Genomic DNA, 17,582 nt, shown 5'->3' on the forward strand with positions numbered 1-17,582 from the left:
TGTCCAAATTACAATTTTATGTATACATGATACTAATTTTTTGTTAAAGAAGAATGCTTGAAAGATGAAAGGAATGTTTTACAAGACAAATGGTTTAGGCAAAATAACTGCATAAACAGCATTCGGACTTTTAGTATTCTTTTGTAGAGAAGTGTTATCATTATTATCAACAGAGAACTGAATTGTTGTATTTTCACAATCAAATAGTTTGCCATTTGATGCTACTATTGTAATATCTTTTCGAGATTTATCAGGATTATCCACCTTAGTTGTAGTGGTGATATATTGTGCACTTAGTTGATAAGATTTGCCATTGGTACAATCTGTATTTGCTGCACTATTCATTGGCGTAGTTTTATCCTATGCGACGTAAATACATTTACCTCTTAAAGTTAAATTTTAACAATCTAAACTTGACTTTTTCGTATAGTTTTGATCATAGATAGAGCAGTAAATCCTGCTAATGCCCCCAAAACAGCAATCATAACCGTAAACACTATTAAGGTGCCCCCTATTGCTTTACAGTTTATTAATAATTTATACAAAACCAATACACAGCAGATAAAAGGTATAAAAAAACCCATAACTGTTTTCCAGTTATCGGTTTTAAAAGCAAAATAAGAACTTATTCTTGCGTAACGTGTATTCTTAATTCTTTAGGTAAACTAAAGGTAATATTTTCTTCACGTCCATCTAACTCTTCAGGTGCATCAGCTCCCCAGTCCTGTAAACGTTGTATGACTTGCTTAATTAAAATTTCTGGTGCAGAAGCACCCGCAGTGACACCAATTTTTTGGATATCTTTAAACCATTCTTTTTGTAATTCATCTGCATTATCGACCAAATAAGCATGTTTGCCCATTCGTTCCGCTAACTCACGTAAGCGGTTTGAGTTGGATGAATTGGGAGAACCGACGACTAACACCACATCGCATTGCTGAGCTAAGTCACGTACCGCATCTTGGCGGTTTTGTGTAGCATAACAAATATCATCTTTGCGTGGTCCTTGGATATTTGGAAATTTTTCACGTAAAGCATCGATCACTTTGGCTGTATCATCAATCGATAAGGTAGTTTGAGTCACAAAAGCCACTTTTTCAGCGTTTTGTACATGTAAAGATTCAACATCTTTTTCATCTTCAACAAGGTAAATATGTCCACCCTTTTTAGTGTCATATTGTCCCATTGTCCCTTCAACTTCTGGGTGTCCTTCATGACCAATCAGAATCGCTTCCACCCCTTCACGGGCATACTTAGTCACTTCGATATGTACTTTAGTCACTAGTGGGCAAGTCGCATCAAACACTTTTAAACCACGGCGTTCAGCTTCTTGTTGTACTGCTTTAGACACACCATGTGCGCTAAAGATCACGATATTATCGTCAGGTACCTCATCTAATTCATCGACAAAAATAGCACCACGCTGACGTAGATCATCGACAACAAATTTGTTATGGACTACTTCATGACGCACATAAATCGGTGGATTAAAACATTCAAGTGCGCGATTGACGATTGCAATTGCTCGGTCTACGCCTGCACAGAAACCACGTGGATTGGCCAATACAATTTTCATAACACCCTCAAGGCTCACTCAAAGTTTCAATAAAATTTCTTTAGAAAATGACAAACAATCTGCAAAAGCTATTTTGTTTGTGTGCACTCTACTCTAAAATAGAGAAGATATTTTATCATATCAGGAAAAATATCATGTCGGGTCTATTGTTTGTCGTTTCTGCTGCATCAGGAACAGGCAAAACATCTCTCGTGAAAGCCCTACTTGAGCGTGTCAGTAATTTACACGTTTCTGTTTCTCATACCACACGTGGTCAACGTGTAGGTGAACTTGAAGGCGTTCATTATCATTTTACCAGTAAAGAAATTTTTCTTGAGCAAGTCAATCAAGGTGGATTTATTGAGTTTGCTGAAGTTTTTGGTAATTACTATGGGACTTCTCAAGCAACTGTGAGAGAACAACTTGCCAAAGGACATGATGTTTTACTCGAAATTGATTGGCAAGGTGCTGAACAAGTTCGTAAACTTTTTCCTGAATCAAAACAAATTTTTATTTTACCACCAACCCAATTTGATTTACGTCAACGTTTGTCAAATCGTGGCACAGATTCGGTTGACGTCATTGAACATCGTTTAAGTTGTGCTGTGGAAGATATGCAGCAATATGTTAATTTTGACTATATTATTATCAATGATGACTTTAATAAGGCACTTCATGATCTAGAATCCGTGATTAATGCAAATCGACTTAAACTGAGTCAACAAGCTACACGTCATCAAGCCTTGATTGAGAAATTAATTACCCCTGAAAATAAATCAGTGTGATTAAACTTGAGTATAAAGTTAAAGCATTTTATACTTTGCAGTCTGTTTAAAAATTTATATTCATACGAGAACTCTTATGGCACGCGTAACCGTTGAAGATTGTTTGGACCATGTGGACAACCGCTTTGAGCTTGTACTAGTGGCAAGCAAACGTGCGCGTCAATTGGCACGTCAAGGCATTGAACCAACTTTAGAATGGGACAATGACAAACCGACCGTTGTTGCTTTACGTGAAATTGCAGCTGGACATGTAACCAAAGATATTTTGAAACAACGTGATCAAGATTATCAAACTTCAAGTCTTGATCTTGCACTTTCAGTAAATAATTTGAACTTAGAAGGCTTTTCTTTCCAATAATTTAAGTTTTCTGAAAAAGCCTAGTATTTACTAGGCTTTTTTATTGCAATTTCTTAAGATAAGTAATCGACAAAATTCAAAATATTTGTTAAAAAAAATAGAGGTCTTTTTAGTTTAAAAATTGACAATTCATTCAATATGCTTTTCATTAAAGCATTATCGAAATATCCTTTGATTTTGTAATACGGAAATAGGTGTTCTATGCCAGGCCAAGAGGTCAGTCAAGCCAAGCAACAGCTCAATATTATTATCGACGCTTACTTAAAACCAAGCGAAGTCGAGCAAGTGCTTGCGGCCTGTGATTATGCAGACATCGCACATGATGGCGTAACACGTAAAAGTGGCGAGCCTTATATTCTTCATCCGATTGCAGTCAGTTGTATTTTGGCACATATGCGAATGGATGCCGAAACCGTTATGGCTGCCTTATTACATGATGTCATTGAAGATACAGATTTTAGTAAAGATGATATTACTGAAAAATTTGGTCGAGTAGTTGCAGAACTTGTAGATGGCGTTACCAAACTCAGCCATTCTAGCGATAAAGAATATAATAAAGCCGCATCATTTCGAAAAATTCTCCAAGCGACTTTACAAGACCCACGTGTCATTATTATTAAATTAGCAGATCGTTATCACAACATGACCACGTTAGAGTCATTACGTCCAGATAAACGTGCCCGAATTGCCCAAGAAACCTTTGATGTGTTTGTACCCATGGCTCGACTTGTCGGTATGAATGAAATGGCGGATAACTTAGAACATCTCTGTTATCAAAACCTTGATTTAGATATGTACAATGATGTACAAGCGTCTTTATTGATCACTAAACCAGAACGCTGTAAATATCAAACTGTTTGGGAACAGAATCTCGCTGACTTACTGCATACCTATAGCATTCAAGGTCGGATTAAAAAGAAAAATAATAATATTGAGTTGCTGCGCCACTTTGTTAAAAATGAAATTGATTTACAAGAACTGACGCATAGTCATGCTTTTGAAATTATTTTACAAAGTATTGCTGATTGCGACCGTTTAGTTGAAGCATTACGTGAAAACTTTCAAGTTCTACATTATGAAGACCATATTCGCTACCCTCTTCCGGGTGGTAACCAATCATTAATGTTGCGCTTAAAAGGCGAAAGAACCACCTTATCACTTACCATTCAAACCGAATTAATGCGTAAAGCTGCGCGTTTTGGTGTAGTGTTAGGTGAAAATGCCCCACAAGCTTGTCGTTCTGCGATTCAAGCCTCGATGAAAAATTTAAATATTTTAGTCGATGGCGATTGTGCAAAAACCACTTTTAGCGATCTTTTAGATTATTTACATCAAGAAAAAATTTGGGTGTATACGCCACATGGTCAACTGCATGAATTGCCACAAGGTGCAACTGCGGTCGATTTTGCCTATTCTGCCAGTTTGTTCTTAGGTAATCATGCCGTTGGTGCTAAAATTAATGGTGAAATCAAACCACTTTCAACACCATTACAAAGTGGTCAAGTGATTGAAGTCATTACTGATGTATTAGCAACACCTAACCCAGATTGGCTCAGTTTTATTAATACACAAAAAGCACGCCGTGCGATTCAACATATTCTCAAAGATCAGGATATCGAAGAACAACGTCTTGTTGGACAACAAGCCCTCAGTCGCGCGTTAAAGTTATTTAATCTTGCTGTCAAAGATTTGTCCGAATCAGATTGGATTGATTTATTACAATGGCGACATGTCAGCAGTAAAGAAGCATTATTCGAACAAATTGCAGTGGGTGACTTACTTCTTCAATTGGTTGCGAATCACCTATTTGCCCAAGATCAAGAAGACAACACGGCTTCAGAACGTCTGATTCAAGGCACTGAAGGGGTTGATGTAAAATATGCACACTGCTGTAATCCTGTGCTTGGCGACCCGATTCAAGGGCATATTTCACGTCGTGGCTTAATTGTGCATCGTTCTCGTTGCCATAACTTGCTGCACGAGCAACATTTACATCCTGAAAATATCATGCCTTTACATTGGAACTCAGAAACCGAAGATGATATTAACTTCAGTGCGTATTTAAGTATTGATCTGATATTAAGTGATGAGCAAGTGTCCGAATTAATTTATTTATGTCGTAAGCTCAAAACTGGGGTCGAGTCCGTTCAAAGTCGGGATGATAAAACTTTTGTGAATATCGTAGTACAAGACCGTAAACAAATTGCTCAGATTATCCGTGAAATTAGAATGTTGTTTGGTTTCCCTCGGGTCACGCGTTTAGCGATGCCAATTGCAACCCCTCAAATTTCTAAAGCGTGTTAATCAGATAAACCGATATAACTTTCAACAATACCCTTCATCCGATATGATGGATTTAATTGAAAAATAGGAGAAATTGATGTCCCGCCAAGTGATTCATACTGAAAATGCCCCTGCCGCGATTGGAACGTATTCTCAAGCGATCTTAGTTGAAAATACGCTCTATCTTTCAGGTCAAATTGGTTTAGACCCATATAGTATGGAATTGGTTGAAGGCATTGAAGCTCAAATCCGCCGTGTCTTTGATAACTTAAAAGCCGTTTGTGAAGCCGCAGGTGGTTCACTTGCAGATATTGCAAAGCTCAATATTTTCTTGACAGATTTATCTCACTTTCAACTCGTTAACCAAATTATGGGAGAGTACTTTGCACAACCTTATCCTGCACGTGCTGCATTGGGTGTTGCAAGCTTACCGAAGAATGCATTAGTTGAAATGGATGGTATTGTAATTATTAATAAATAAAAATATATAAATATCAATACAATAAAACTAAGATTCAATACCACCCTTACGTAAAAATCCGAGAATAACTCGAATTTCCACTCAGGTGGTATTTTTTTATCCAAAAAGTCAATATACAAAAATTATATATTTAAATGAATTTCATTGACAAACGATAATAATTATCAATAATATCAGTTATCGCATTTAAACCTGTGGTTGATTCTCATGTACGTTTGTTTATGTCGTGGTATTACCGATCAAGATATCAAAGATGCTATGGCAAATGGCGCTGAAAGTTATCGAGAAGTCCGTGAACTGCTGGACTTAGGGACATGCTGTGGACGTTGTGCACCTGAAGCAAAAAGCATTATTAATGAAGAATTAGCCTTGGTTGCTGCTCGAATTTCTGTGGCAGCTTAAAACTTTTTATATGTTTTGAAATAATCATAATAATTTTTCTATGATCAGCAATGGTCATCCTCCTCCCCCGCTTCGACTCAAAGCGGGTTTCTTTTTAGAGATAAAGACCTTTTGGTCTGTTTAATTCCATACTATTTAACTTAATGACTGATCTATTTCTCAAGAATTTAGCTTTCTGATGATTTTGATTGCGATTTTCATTTGCCGTTCTATAAAAGGCTCGAAACACTTATAAAATTTGATTAATATAAAACAATGGATTGCCTTAAAAAATATTTTGAGGCACAGATTTAAAATGGAGCATTCACCATGAAAGGCAATCGTGACGTTATTAACCAACTAAACCAAGTGCTGTATCATCATTTAACTGCAATTAATCAATATTTCCTACATTCACGTATGTTTAATGATTGGGGCATTGAGCAATTGGGCTCAGCAGAATACAAAGAATCTATTCGTCAAATGAAACATGCCGATAAGATTATTGAACGTATTCTATTTCTTGAAGGTTTACCGAATTTACAACATTTAGGTAAATTGTATATTGGACAACATACACTAGAAGTACTCAATTGTGACATTCGCAAAGTTAAGGAAAATATTGAAGCATTACAGAAAGCAGTTGCACTTGCTGAAGAACATCTCGACTATGTAACACGTGATCTCATCCAAGAAATTCTAGAAAAAGAAGAAGACTATTGGGACTGGTTGACGACTCAAATCGATCTTACAGACAATGTTGGTATCGAAAACTATATTCAAAGCAAAATGTAATTTTTCTTCTGCAATAAAAAAATCCCTTTGTTACTAGAAAGAGTTAGCAAAGGGATTTTTTATGGTTATTTTTCAGTTTTTGGCAACACGTCCTGATAACTGTGCTTTTCTCGATGCAGCTCAGATAAAATCCAAAGCTGATGTTCTGCCTCAGCCTTTTTACCATTAAATGCAAGTATTTGTGCATATTTAAATAGATCATATTTAGAAGCTAAATTTGCCACCATACGGCCTAAATGCTGCAATTGTACATCTGACATTTTAGTAAATGGGTCTAAGCTGATCCACCAAACACGCTCTTTAAATTGTGAGAGCAACCAAATCTGTTGATTCATCACCTGTTGCTGTGCATCTGTTAACGGTTTTTTTGTATTTACATATACGCTTTGTTGGCGATATAGCTGATAATCTCGATACACTATCACACACAGCGAGATACCAATTAAAACCAAGCTCAGCGTAACAGCAGGCTTTAAGTTTTTACTGGGTAAATGAGGATATTGCGCTTGAATAATTCCCAGTAAAAAACCCATTGGCAGTAAAAAATAAGCATAATGGATCGGATACTCTAAAAGAGCATGAATCAAAATTGCACATACCATCAAAGTAGCAACCAATGAAACAGGCTCTTTAATGCCTTTATTTAACCAATACAACCAACCGACCACATATAAAATAATCAATATACCCAGTGGGATTCCATTCCAAACCAACAAGTCTAAAATGACATTATGTGCAGTCTTGTACCATTCATGTGATGGATACAAATCAAATGCAGCAATCTGTGCTATGCCTGTTTGATTCCAACCATAACCCCACCAAGGTTGTTGCTGAATCGCCACCCAAGCTTGTGACCACATGTCTAATCTCAAATAACCTGATGACGCTCGTTGTATCACACTCGCTGTAGTCACAACATCTTGCTGAGAAAAGGTATTAATAAAACTATTAAAATAAGGCAATAAACCAATCGCAGCAACAAATACACCTACCCATAACAATAGTTTGGCAAAACTAAAGCGCTTAAACTGATTAAATTGTTTAATGGCTAAATAAATAAGAACAAATAAACACACCACCCAAGAGGTACGAGACTGAGTTAAAGCAATACTAAAAATAAGAATTAAAGTGGCTGGAACAATTACAACATTTGCAATCAAACGCTTTTCATAAAAATATAAACACGCAAAAACTCCCATCGTCAAAAACGTTGCCAGATTATTCGGCTGTGCAAAGTTGGCATAGGGACGATTGCCTTTGAGGAAATTCATGAAAGGTGCAAAATATGAATTTAGTCCTAACCATTGGAGAATCGCCATCACACTTGAAAGCAGCGCCACAATCAAAATCACAATACTGATACTGGTAAATGCTTTTTCTCGCTTCACTTTATCAAGTGATAGATTATAGCCTACAATGACCATCAACCAAAACATGAGTAGATACACACTACACAGTAAAGCATTACTAAAATACAGAATTTGCCCAAAACCATATTGGATAAATGGAATCAACAAAATCGGTAATGCTAAAAGCTGTGGTTTCGGGATTTTTAAATTTTTTTTCAGAAATATACACAATAGTGTAATGCCTGATAAAAAAGCCAAAATCTCACTACCAAATGTTGTCCATGGTAGTTTATGAAAGGGTAATAGGTATGCTAGTGCTAATAATAGCGCTGATAGGATGGGAAGGATCAGATGCATGGGATCATGTGCATAAAAAAACTGAGTGAATTATACACTCAGTTCAAAAAAGGTCTAAAAATTTAAATACTGGGTTATTTCCAAGGTCGAAGATCAACGATTTTAACCACTTTACCTTTTTCTTTATTAATCAGGACAATCATATCGACTGCCGTTGCACGTAATGATACCCATGAATCAGCCTAGTGAAAAAAAGCACTTTGCCAAAAAAGAGAAAAAGTGACATTTTACGTTGATTTATACCACTGAGCTAATGCCTCATATATTTTCATTTTAGTTTGATCGTATTCACCTTGCCCCAATTTTGCTTGTCCACTTGACAATAGGCTTAATACTCCCCCATATTCGTCAACAACAACTAGAGAACTAGCACCTGGCAAAACCCCATCTCGAAAATAAACTTTCAAATTTTGATCAGTTTTCTGATAAGGAAACATCGCATAACCATAACAATCACGCAACTTATGTACATCACATGTAATCTCTGGCTGACTTAAGATATTAGGTTGAGGCTTATTTATCATTTGCCTAACTTGTTTTGCAAGTGCTATCGCACTCCCTGACAAACCTGCTGATGAGGCAAGTGCAGGATAATCAAATGCTGTGTAAATATCACTATATCCTGTTAAACCTATTTCAATATAACGATATTTTGCCTCATCTTCGAGGCGTTTATTTTCTAAAAAACGTATATTTTCATTTACTAAAGCATATTCTTTTTCAATGATTTCTTGGTAGCTCATATTTTTTTGTTTCGCAATAATTTCCCCTAACAAACAATACCCCAAGTTTGAGTAACTAAAAGTCGTATTCGGGTCAAAGGACAATTGAACTTGAGACAATTGATCAAGATTATTCGGACAAAAAGGTTTTTCTCTATTTCGAAACATTTCATCACCCATTAAACCTGTCCGATTAAAACCAGCTCGATGCAATAATAAATCACCCACTGTAATCTGTTTAATACGTAAATCATCTGGCGCTGATATTTCTGGCAATACACTTAATGCTTGCTCTGCTAAACTTATTTTGTTTTTTTTAATCAAATCTAATATAGCATCACTTGTCCAAAGCTTCGAAACACTTGCAAAACGAAACCGCGTATCTTTATTTACTTTTTTTGAAAATAATGGAAAGCCCAAATAACCACTTTCGCAATGAAATAACTGACCTTGGGGAGAAATATACGCTACCTGATTATTAGGTGCTCGATGCGATAGACTGACACTTTTTAAAGTATCTTTCAACCATTCAGGGCTTTGATTAGAACAGCTTAATGCTGTTGTTTCTAAATTAACTTGCAGTGGATACGTCTTTAAAATTAACTCATTTCTCGCAATCGTATTTACTGAGTAATAAATACCTGCCATTGTAATAAACGTTAAAAATATAACGATACATATTTCTGATAATTTTACTTGATGACGCATATAACCCTCAAAAGAAAACCTCCCATAAAGGGAGGTTCAAATACAGCATTTTATATTAATTATTCAGCACCAGGACAGCTTGTTGGTAAGAATTTTGCTTCAATACCTTCACCAGCTGCACAAGTCCAAGTACCCGCATTATCTGCATTATATCCAGCACGAGTCCATGTAATTGTTTTTCCTGATAATGCACCACTAGCACCATTACCAAAAGTACCAACAATTGTTGAGGCCCCTGTATCACGAGCTAGAGTAGCAACAATTCCACCATTTGTAGATGCTACCGTACCTTCTGCAGCTTCACCAAATAAAGTAGAATCAGCAATTTTAAAATCACATTCTTTATTATCACTTAGACAAAGCTCAACCATAGTTTTATAATTGCCCAACTCGCCAATTGCGCGAGTAACTTGAGACTTAGTGACATAGTTTTGGTATTGTGGAATCGCAATTGCAGCCAAAATACCGATAATCGCAACAACGATCATTAACTCGATCAAGGTAAAACCTTTTTGAGCGTTCATAACATCTCTCCAATATTTTAATTTTTTATAAAATCAATTATAGCTTGCGTCCTAACCCCAAAGTGATAAAACGCGAACCGTTTAACACTTGTTTATTGTTATCGAATTTGGTGCTTTTAACAACAGTTAAATATAATTTTATGTTCATATATTTTTTTATGTAAAAAAGTGACACTTTGTGTCACTCTTTCTATGATTTTAAACTAGTTTAAAATGATAGGCGTATTAGGAAGTTCGTTTTGCTCTTCCAAATCAACTTTTTTATAATATAAATTCAATACTTTTCCTATACTTATAACACCTTCTAACACTGCATTTCTATGGCGTTTTGCTTTTAATTCAGCAACTATTTGGTCACAGATCGCTTGCCAGACACTTTGTTCGGTTGCATTTCTAATGCCTCGATCTATCACAATTTCAACTTTTTGTTCACATAAGTTGAGATAAAGCAAAATTCCGCTATTTTTTTCAGTATCCCAGACACCAAGTTCAGCAAAAAGTTGCTGTGCACGTAAACGCGTATCTTGATGATAAGCTTGATTACTTGGAATATGTCCCTCAATCACCACCTGAATCTCGCCAACATGCCCTTGTTCTGCTTGTTTAACCGCTTCTGCAATCACCGTCTGATCTTGTTTGGAAAAATATCGCTTCGATGCAGGCATATAAAAAAAATGCTTAAGCCAACGTGCAAAACTTGGCGTTACATGTTGTTGTATTTTTGGTTCTGTGACGATCTCTGTTGTATCTGTTTTACTTACCATGAGCCTGATGCACCTCCCCCGCCAAAGCCGCCACCGCCGCCACTATATCCACCGCCGCCTCCGAAGCCGCCACCACTACTTCCACCACGTCCACCACCACCTGAAAGAAACATTTGAAAAATCAGTTGTGCTAAGGAAGTGATCAATAAAAAGAAAATTCCAAACCCCATGACTAGGCTCATCAAAATACCTGAACCGTAAATCAAACTCGCAGCAAATGCTGTCACACCCGCAACTGAAGCACTCAACCGATTGCCAATGATAAATGAGGCAAAAACTCCAATAATCAAAATGATCATGGCTGTGGTCATGGTGCGATCTTTGGCTTCTTGTTCTTGAATGGCTTGATCTTGACGGGCTTTGAGTTCATCCGCAGCTTGTTTGGCTATTTCTGGGTCTAAATTTAAAACACGTTCAATTTCAGTCACGCCTACCTGAATACCTTGCCCATATCGACCTTCTTTAAAATAAGGTGTGATTTGGTTTCGGATAATTCGGCTGACCATAATGTCAGGCAATACACCTTCTAAACCATAACCCGTGGCAATATGAATTTTACGGTCATTCACTGCAACTGCAATCAATAAACCATTGTCCTGTTTTGCAGAACCTAGTTTCCATTGCTCCGCCACACGCATCGCAAAATCAAAAATACCTTCATTACCTGTCGTAGGTACAATGATGATACCTATTTGCGCTTTGCCCTGATTGTGAATAGTGCGAATTTGGGTTTCTAAGTTTTGTTTCTCAGTTGCAGATAAAATATTGGCTTGATCAATAACAGGCTGATTTAAAGTAGGAAGCTGCCGCTCAGTTTGTCCTGCTGCCATATCATTGGCAACAGTCGGTGCAGTATTTTGATGTTGTGTATGGGTTGTGGGTTGTTGATTTAGTGGTGGCGTATTGGGTGATGTGGAATTTTGATTTTGAATCACTTTCCCCATTACCACAGCATTTTCAACGCTGTCCGTTGCAGTTGCCACTTCCGCCCAAGCCAATGATTGAAAGGCAAATAGTAAGATACTGACCCACAGCATCAACCCTGTTTTCATTTTAGGATGAATAACTTTGCACATTTCAATCATATTTTTCTCACTGTATTTTCAATTGTTTAATTAAAATTTACAGTCGGAGCTTTGGCTGCACCTGCTTCTGCACTAAAGTTTGGCTTGGTTTTCATCCCAATTACTTTAGCTGTCATCGCTTGCGGGAACTGACGCACATAAGTATTGTAATCTTGTACTGTTTCTACATAGCGTGTACGTGCGGTACTGATGCGGTTTTCTGTACCTTCAAGTTGTACTTGTAAATCACGGAACTGTTCATTCGCTTTAAGATCTGGATAGTTTTCAGTGACTGCCAATAAACGTGATAATGCACTGGTCATTTGAGATTGTGCTTCTTGATATTTTTTAAATAGCTCTGGATTTTCCAAAACCTCTTTATCCACTTTCAACCCTGCAACATTGGCACGTGCTTGCGTGACTTCTGTCAGCACTTGCTCTTCGTGTTTGGCATAGCCTTTCACAACGTTCACAAGGTTGGGAACTAAATCTGCACGGCGTTGATATTGGTTTTCCACTTCTGACCAAGCCGCAGTCACAGATTCATCTTTGGCTTGTAGTGTATTATAACCACAACCTGAAAATACCAATGTGCTTGCAAGAGTCAATGCCAAAGCAGTTTTTTTCATCGCATTCATCATCTAAAACCTCAAGTATTTATTTGTATTTGTTGATATAAGTTTATTCTATACACATTTTAGAAATAGAATTGTTTAATTTATGCTATCAACACGATGCAATACGTCTTATTTATATTCTCTATCGCTGTATTTCAGGGGTATTTATTGACATAAAAAAGCCACCCAAAGGTGGCTTTCATTACGATGATTTACTCATCATCTTTCTTTTCTTCAGCAGGCGGTAAATCCTTAACTGCTTCTGCAATCAGACCAAACATATAGTTTCCGTATGCATTGGTTTTGTCATAATGGAAACGCAAACGTGGCGTTATACGTGTTTTGATGCGACGACCAAGTTCATGACGCAAGAAACCAGATGCTTTATTTAACACATCCAAAGTTTCTTTATTTGCAGATTCACTTTGTTCATCACCTAATTCACGCCCCATGACTGTGACATAAACTTCAGCATATCCTAGGTCTGGGCTGACTTTTACCGCAGAGATGGTCACTAGACCACCTAAGCGTGGATCTTTCAGCTCTTGACGAATCAGTTCAGACAATTCTCGCTGAACTGTATCTGCCATACGCTTAAGACGCTGACTACCCGCCATTAAAGACTCCGTTTAATCAATTGAACATCATACACTTCGATCTTATCAAGTGGTTTGATGTCATTATAGCCTTTCACTGCAAGACCGCATTCCATGCCTGCACGCACTTCTTCAACCACTTCTTTGAAGCGACGAAGTGATTCAAGCTCACCTTGGAAGATAACCACATCATCACGAAGTACACGAATTGGTTTGTTACGATGTAACACCCCTTCTAGTACCATACAACCTGCAGCTGCACCAAATTTACTTGAATGGAAGACTTCACGTACTTGTGCAACACCAAGGATCGTTTCACGATGCTCAGGCGCAAGCTTACCACTCATTGCCGCTTTTACGTCATCAATCAATTGATAGATCACGCTATAGTAACGAATGTCAATGCCGTCAGCATCTGCTTTTTGACGTGCTGTATTATCGGCACGAACGTTAAAGCCAAGCAATACTGCTTCTGAAGATTCTGCTAATGTCACATCAGACTCAGTAATCGCACCAACACCTGAACCGATCACACGTACTTTAACTTCATCAGTCGAAAGATCAGCAAGCGCAACGTGTAATGCTTCTAAAGTACCACGTACATCTGTTTTCAATACAACATTAACAATTGGCACATCTTTCTTGCCCATTGATGCCATAAGGTTTTCAAGACGCATCGCACTTTGACGTTCAAGACGTTTTTGGCGTTCACGGTCATTACGCGCTTCAGCAACTTCACGTGCTTTTTTCTCATCATTTACAACAAGAACTTCATCACCTGCCATTGGTGCATCAGGCAAACCTAAAATTTCCACTGGAATAGATGGACCTGCTGATTTAATACGTTGACCGTTTTCATCTGTCATCGCACGAACACGACCATAAGATGAACCAGCAAGGACTAAGTCACCAACATTCAATGTACCATTTTGTACAAGAATAGACGTTACTGCACCACGACCTTTATCCACACGCGCTTCAATAACCACACCTTGTGCTGCACCTTCTTCAGATGCTTTCAACTCTAACAATTCAGCTTGAATTGAAATCAAGTCTAGTAACTCATCGATCCCCATACCAGAGTGTGCTGAAACCATTGCAACAGGTACATCACCACCCCATTGTTCAGGTACGATTTCTTTGGTGGTTAATTCATTCAATACACGATCTGGATCAGCAGATTCTTTGTCCATTTTATTGATTGCAACAATGATCGGTGTCCCTGCTGCACGTGCATGGTCAATTGCCTCTGCAGTTTGTGGCATAACACCATCATCTGCTGCGACAACAAGCACCACGATATCAGTTGCTTTCGCACCACGAGAACGCATTGCAGTAAATGCTGCGTGTCCCGGTGTATCTAAGAAAGTAATAATACCTTTCTCAGTTTTCACATGATAAGCACCAATATGTTGGGTAATGCCACCTGCTTCGCCTTGCGCCACTTTGGCACGACGAATACGGTCAAGAAGCGATGTTTTACCATGGTCAACGTGACCCATAATGGTCACCACTGGTGGACGAGTAGTTTGTACACCACGTGCTTCTTCAGCGGCTTCAAGCAAGTTATCTTCTGCTTGTGTATCTGAAACGAGCACTGGATTGTGACCCATTTCTTCCACCACAAGTGCAGCAATTTCTTGGTCAATCGCTTGGTTCTGAGTAACCAACTCACCCATTTTCATGAGTGATTTAATCACCTCACGCACCTTAACCGCCATTTTTGCAGCCAAGTCAGCAACCACGATCGTTGCACCAATTTCCACATCATAAACTTGTTTTTTAACTGGTTTTTCAAAACCATGCTTATTTGCTTGGCTGGTTTTTAAACCACGTTTATGCGGGTTATGGCTGAAAGATTGCTCTTCTTGACCACGGCGACCACCTTTCTTTTGACCACGTGGATTATTGGTATTGGTACCACGTTTAATCTCACGGTCTTCTTTTGCAAAAGAATCTTCGTATGCTTGACCTACCAGACCTGCTGCTAATGGAGAGTCATCGACAACACGGATCGTTGCTGTAGCATCTTCATTTGAATATTTAGATGCCATTTTACGCATCTGTTCAAGCGTACGTTGTTGCGCCTCTTCTGCAGCTTTACGACGTGCGCTTTCTTCTACTGCTTTTAATTTTGCAGCTTCAGCTTCACGTGCTTTTTTCTGTTCAGGCGTTTCAATGGTTTTAACCGTTGCTTTGGTAATTGGTTTATTCGTAGATTTACGTTTTACCACTACCGCCGCTTTTGGTGTTTCTTTTGCCGCAGTTTGCTGTTTAGCAGCAGCACGCATTTTTTCCAAATTTGCTTTCGCAGAGCTTTCAGATTTCTCTTGCTCTTTGCTTGCAACATCTGCTTTGGCTTTTTGTTCAGCCTGTACTTGTGCTTCAGCTTGGGCTTTTGCTAACGCTTCTGCCTTAATTTGTTCTGGATTTGGCTTAGTAAAAGTATGTTTTTTACGTACTTCTACATTAATCGTTTTAGCCTTACCCGATGTACTGGCTACTTTAGCAGTACTAGTCGTTTTACGTTTCAACGTGATTTTTCCTGCGTTACCCACATTTTGACCATGAGATTTTTTCAAATGGTTAACAAGGGTAGCTTGCTGTTCTGTTGTAATCTTGTCTTCAGCTTTCTTTTGTGGCAATCCAGCTTCACGCACCTGATCAAGGAGCTTTTCAACAGGAAGTCCTACACTGACCGCTAACTCTTTAATTGACTTATCCGTCATGTATTACCTCCTAGTTAAACCATGATTCACGCGCTTTCATAATAAATTGACCTGCTTTCTCAGCATCGAAACCTTCAATATCTGCGATATCGTCAGTTGCCTGATCAGCCAAATCATCAACTGTAATAACACCACGAGCCGCTAAAGCATATGCAATTTCAGAAGTCATTCCTTCCATTTCTAGAAGTTCTTGACTTGGCTCTTGAATGTTTTCTTGCTGCTTCAGCGCATCTGCTAAAGCTGCTTCTTTCGCACGACCTTGCAACATTTCCACAAGTTCAGCATCAAGCTCAATCTCATCAAATGTTTCTGCAGGGACATAAGCAATTTCTTCAAGTGAAGTAAAGCCCATTTCCACCAACGCGATTGCAAGATCTTCTTCAATATCAAGACGTGTTACAAACATATCTAAATATTGTTGTGCTTCACTTTGTTGACGAGCACGATACTCATCTTCAAGCATCATATTGAGTTTATAGCCTGTAAGCTCTGAAGCTAAACGGACATTTTGACCTTGAGAACCAATAGCACGCGCTAATTGATCACTGGTTGCAAAAATAATATCTGCTGTACGTTCTTCTTCATCAATCACAATACCTGACACATCTGCAGGCTCTAATGCGCTTGCAATATACTGTGCTGGATCGTCAGACCAAACCACCACATCAATACGTTCACCATTAAGCTCCGATTGTACTGCTTGAATACGTGTACCACGCATACCAATACACGCACCGACTGGATCAATACGATGATCGTTAGTTTTCACTGCAATTTTAGCACGAACACCTGGTTGGCGTGCAGCTGCTTTAATCTCAATGATTTCTTCAGAAATTTCTGGAATTTCTTTTTTCATCAATGCCATTAACATTTCAGGTTTTGCACGTGACAATAATAATTGTGCACCACGACCTTCTTTGTTGACGCTATATAAAATGGCATTTACACGTTGTTTCGGACGAAGAATTTCTTTGTGAATCATTTCTTCACGTGCCAAATACGCTTCTGCATTATCACCTAAGTCAATGATAAAACCATCTTTGGTTTGTTTTTTCACTTCACCGTAGATCAACTCGCCGACTTTTGACTCGTATGCGTCTGCAACTAAGGCACGTTCTGCTTCACGGATTTTTTGCACAATCACTTGTTTTGCAATTTGTGCAGCAATACGACCAAACTCGATAGAAGGTACTTCGAGCTCACGAATATCACCAATTGACCATTTTGCAGGATCTACATCAGAAATCGCATCTTGACACGCAGGCATTTCATGATCTTCATCAGCCACCACTTCCCATTGACGGAAAGTGCTGTATTCACCTGTTTTACGGTCAATTTCTACACGCAAACGTGCTTCTTCAGAATTTGTGCCTTCGTAGAATTTTTTCTTTGTTGCAGCTACAAGTGCTTGCTCAAGTGCTTCAAAGATCGCTTCACGACTAACACCTTTTTCATTACTAACCGTCTCTGCAACGGTAAGAATTTCACGGCCCATAAGTCACCTACTATTCAAA

Annotated in this window: 17 protein-coding genes and 1 pseudogene; 6 read left to right on the top strand and 12 right to left on the bottom strand. The window is 38.3% G+C overall.

All coding sequences use genetic code 11. From position 1 onward, the window contains the following. Positions 1-78 precede the first annotated feature (78 nt). Complete coding sequence (locus DJ533_RS17260; protein ID WP_065993764.1) at positions 79-345, bottom strand: hypothetical protein; 267 nt, start codon at positions 343-345, stop codon at positions 79-81. A gap of 280 nt (positions 346-625) precedes the next feature. Then, entirely contained in the window at positions 626-1,576 is a 951-nt protein-coding gene (gene ispH / locus DJ533_RS17265) for a 4-hydroxy-3-methylbut-2-enyl diphosphate reductase (RefSeq protein ID WP_065993765.1), read from the bottom strand. 134 nt (positions 1,577-1,710) lie between these two features. On the opposite strand from ispH, the gene gmk reads away from it, so the two are divergent. From gmk to bfr, 6 genes are all read left to right on the top strand, one after another. Further along, entirely contained in the window at positions 1,711-2,340 is a 630-nt protein-coding gene (gene gmk / locus DJ533_RS17270) for a guanylate kinase (protein WP_065993766.1), read from the top strand. 76 nt (positions 2,341-2,416) lie between these two features. Then, entirely contained in the window at positions 2,417-2,698 is a 282-nt protein-coding gene (rpoZ, locus tag DJ533_RS17275; protein ID WP_065993767.1) for a DNA-directed RNA polymerase subunit omega, read from the top strand. Between the two features lie 201 nt (positions 2,699-2,899). Beyond that, positions 2,900-5,002: a RelA/SpoT family protein gene (locus DJ533_RS17280; RefSeq protein ID WP_065993768.1), complete on the top strand. Its 2,103-nt coding sequence runs from the start codon at positions 2,900-2,902 to the stop codon at positions 5,000-5,002. Between the two features lie 76 nt (positions 5,003-5,078). Continuing rightward, the gene (locus DJ533_RS17285; RefSeq protein ID WP_065993769.1) at positions 5,079-5,462 is read left to right on the top strand and encodes a RidA family protein; all 384 of its coding nucleotides are present in this window, start codon (positions 5,079-5,081) and stop codon (positions 5,460-5,462) included. Between the two features lie 207 nt (positions 5,463-5,669). Beyond that, entirely contained in the window at positions 5,670-5,864 is a 195-nt protein-coding gene (locus tag DJ533_RS17290) for a bacterioferritin-associated ferredoxin (RefSeq protein WP_065993770.1), read from the top strand. 309 nt (positions 5,865-6,173) lie between these two features. Beyond that, entirely contained in the window at positions 6,174-6,638 is a 465-nt protein-coding gene (gene bfr, locus DJ533_RS17295) for a heteropolymeric bacterioferritin subunit Bfr (protein WP_065993771.1), read from the top strand. Positions 6,639-6,703: 65 nt separating this feature from the next. On the opposite strand, the gene DJ533_RS17300 is transcribed toward bfr, so the two are convergent. From DJ533_RS17300 to nusA, 10 genes and pseudogenes are all read right to left on the bottom strand, one after another. Continuing rightward, positions 6,704-8,344 (bottom strand): PglL family O-oligosaccharyltransferase, encoded by a 1,641-nt coding sequence (locus DJ533_RS17300; protein ID WP_065993772.1) that lies wholly within the window; start codon positions 8,342-8,344, stop codon positions 6,704-6,706. Positions 8,345-8,418: 74 nt separating this feature from the next. Beyond that, a pseudogene (locus tag DJ533_RS19030) lies at positions 8,419-8,526 on the bottom strand (TfpX/TfpZ family type IV pilin accessory protein); the annotation flags it as partial. A gap of 45 nt (positions 8,527-8,571) precedes the next feature. Next, positions 8,572-9,774 (bottom strand): serine hydrolase domain-containing protein, encoded by a 1,203-nt coding sequence (locus DJ533_RS17310; protein WP_065993773.1) that lies wholly within the window; start codon positions 9,772-9,774, stop codon positions 8,572-8,574. 59 nt (positions 9,775-9,833) lie between these two features. Beyond that, complete coding sequence (locus DJ533_RS17315; RefSeq protein WP_065993774.1) at positions 9,834-10,298, bottom strand: pilin; 465 nt, start codon at positions 10,296-10,298, stop codon at positions 9,834-9,836. 203 nt (positions 10,299-10,501) lie between these two features. Then, the gene (locus tag DJ533_RS17320; RefSeq protein ID WP_065993775.1) at positions 10,502-11,062 is read right to left on the bottom strand and encodes a TPM domain-containing protein; all 561 of its coding nucleotides are present in this window, start codon (positions 11,060-11,062) and stop codon (positions 10,502-10,504) included. Further along, positions 11,056-12,138 carry a TPM domain-containing protein gene (locus DJ533_RS17325; protein ID WP_407647750.1) on the bottom strand — a complete coding sequence of 361 codons (1,083 nt, stop codon included), beginning with the start codon at positions 12,136-12,138 and terminating at the stop codon, positions 11,056-11,058. Before DJ533_RS17325 ends, DJ533_RS17320 begins: the two co-directional genes overlap by 7 nt. A 35-nt stretch (positions 12,139-12,173) precedes the next feature. Then, positions 12,174-12,764, bottom strand: a complete 591-nt coding sequence (locus DJ533_RS17330) for a LemA family protein (RefSeq protein ID WP_065993864.1) — start codon at positions 12,762-12,764, stop codon at positions 12,174-12,176. A 191-nt stretch (positions 12,765-12,955) separates the two neighbouring features. Beyond that, complete coding sequence (locus tag DJ533_RS17335; RefSeq protein WP_065993777.1) at positions 12,956-13,360, bottom strand: ribosome-binding factor A; 405 nt, start codon at positions 13,358-13,360, stop codon at positions 12,956-12,958. Next, positions 13,360-16,068 (bottom strand): translation initiation factor IF-2, encoded by a 2,709-nt coding sequence (gene infB, locus DJ533_RS17340; RefSeq protein WP_065993778.1) that lies wholly within the window; start codon positions 16,066-16,068, stop codon positions 13,360-13,362. Before infB ends, DJ533_RS17335 begins: the two co-directional genes overlap by 1 nt. Positions 16,069-16,078: 10 nt before the next feature. Continuing rightward, entirely contained in the window at positions 16,079-17,563 is a 1,485-nt protein-coding gene (nusA, locus tag DJ533_RS17345; protein ID WP_065993779.1) for a transcription termination factor NusA, read from the bottom strand. Positions 17,564-17,582 lie beyond the last annotated feature (19 nt).

The sequence above is a fragment of the Acinetobacter defluvii genome, assembly GCF_001704615.3.
Lineage (GTDB): Bacteria > Pseudomonadota > Gammaproteobacteria > Pseudomonadales > Moraxellaceae > Acinetobacter > Acinetobacter defluvii.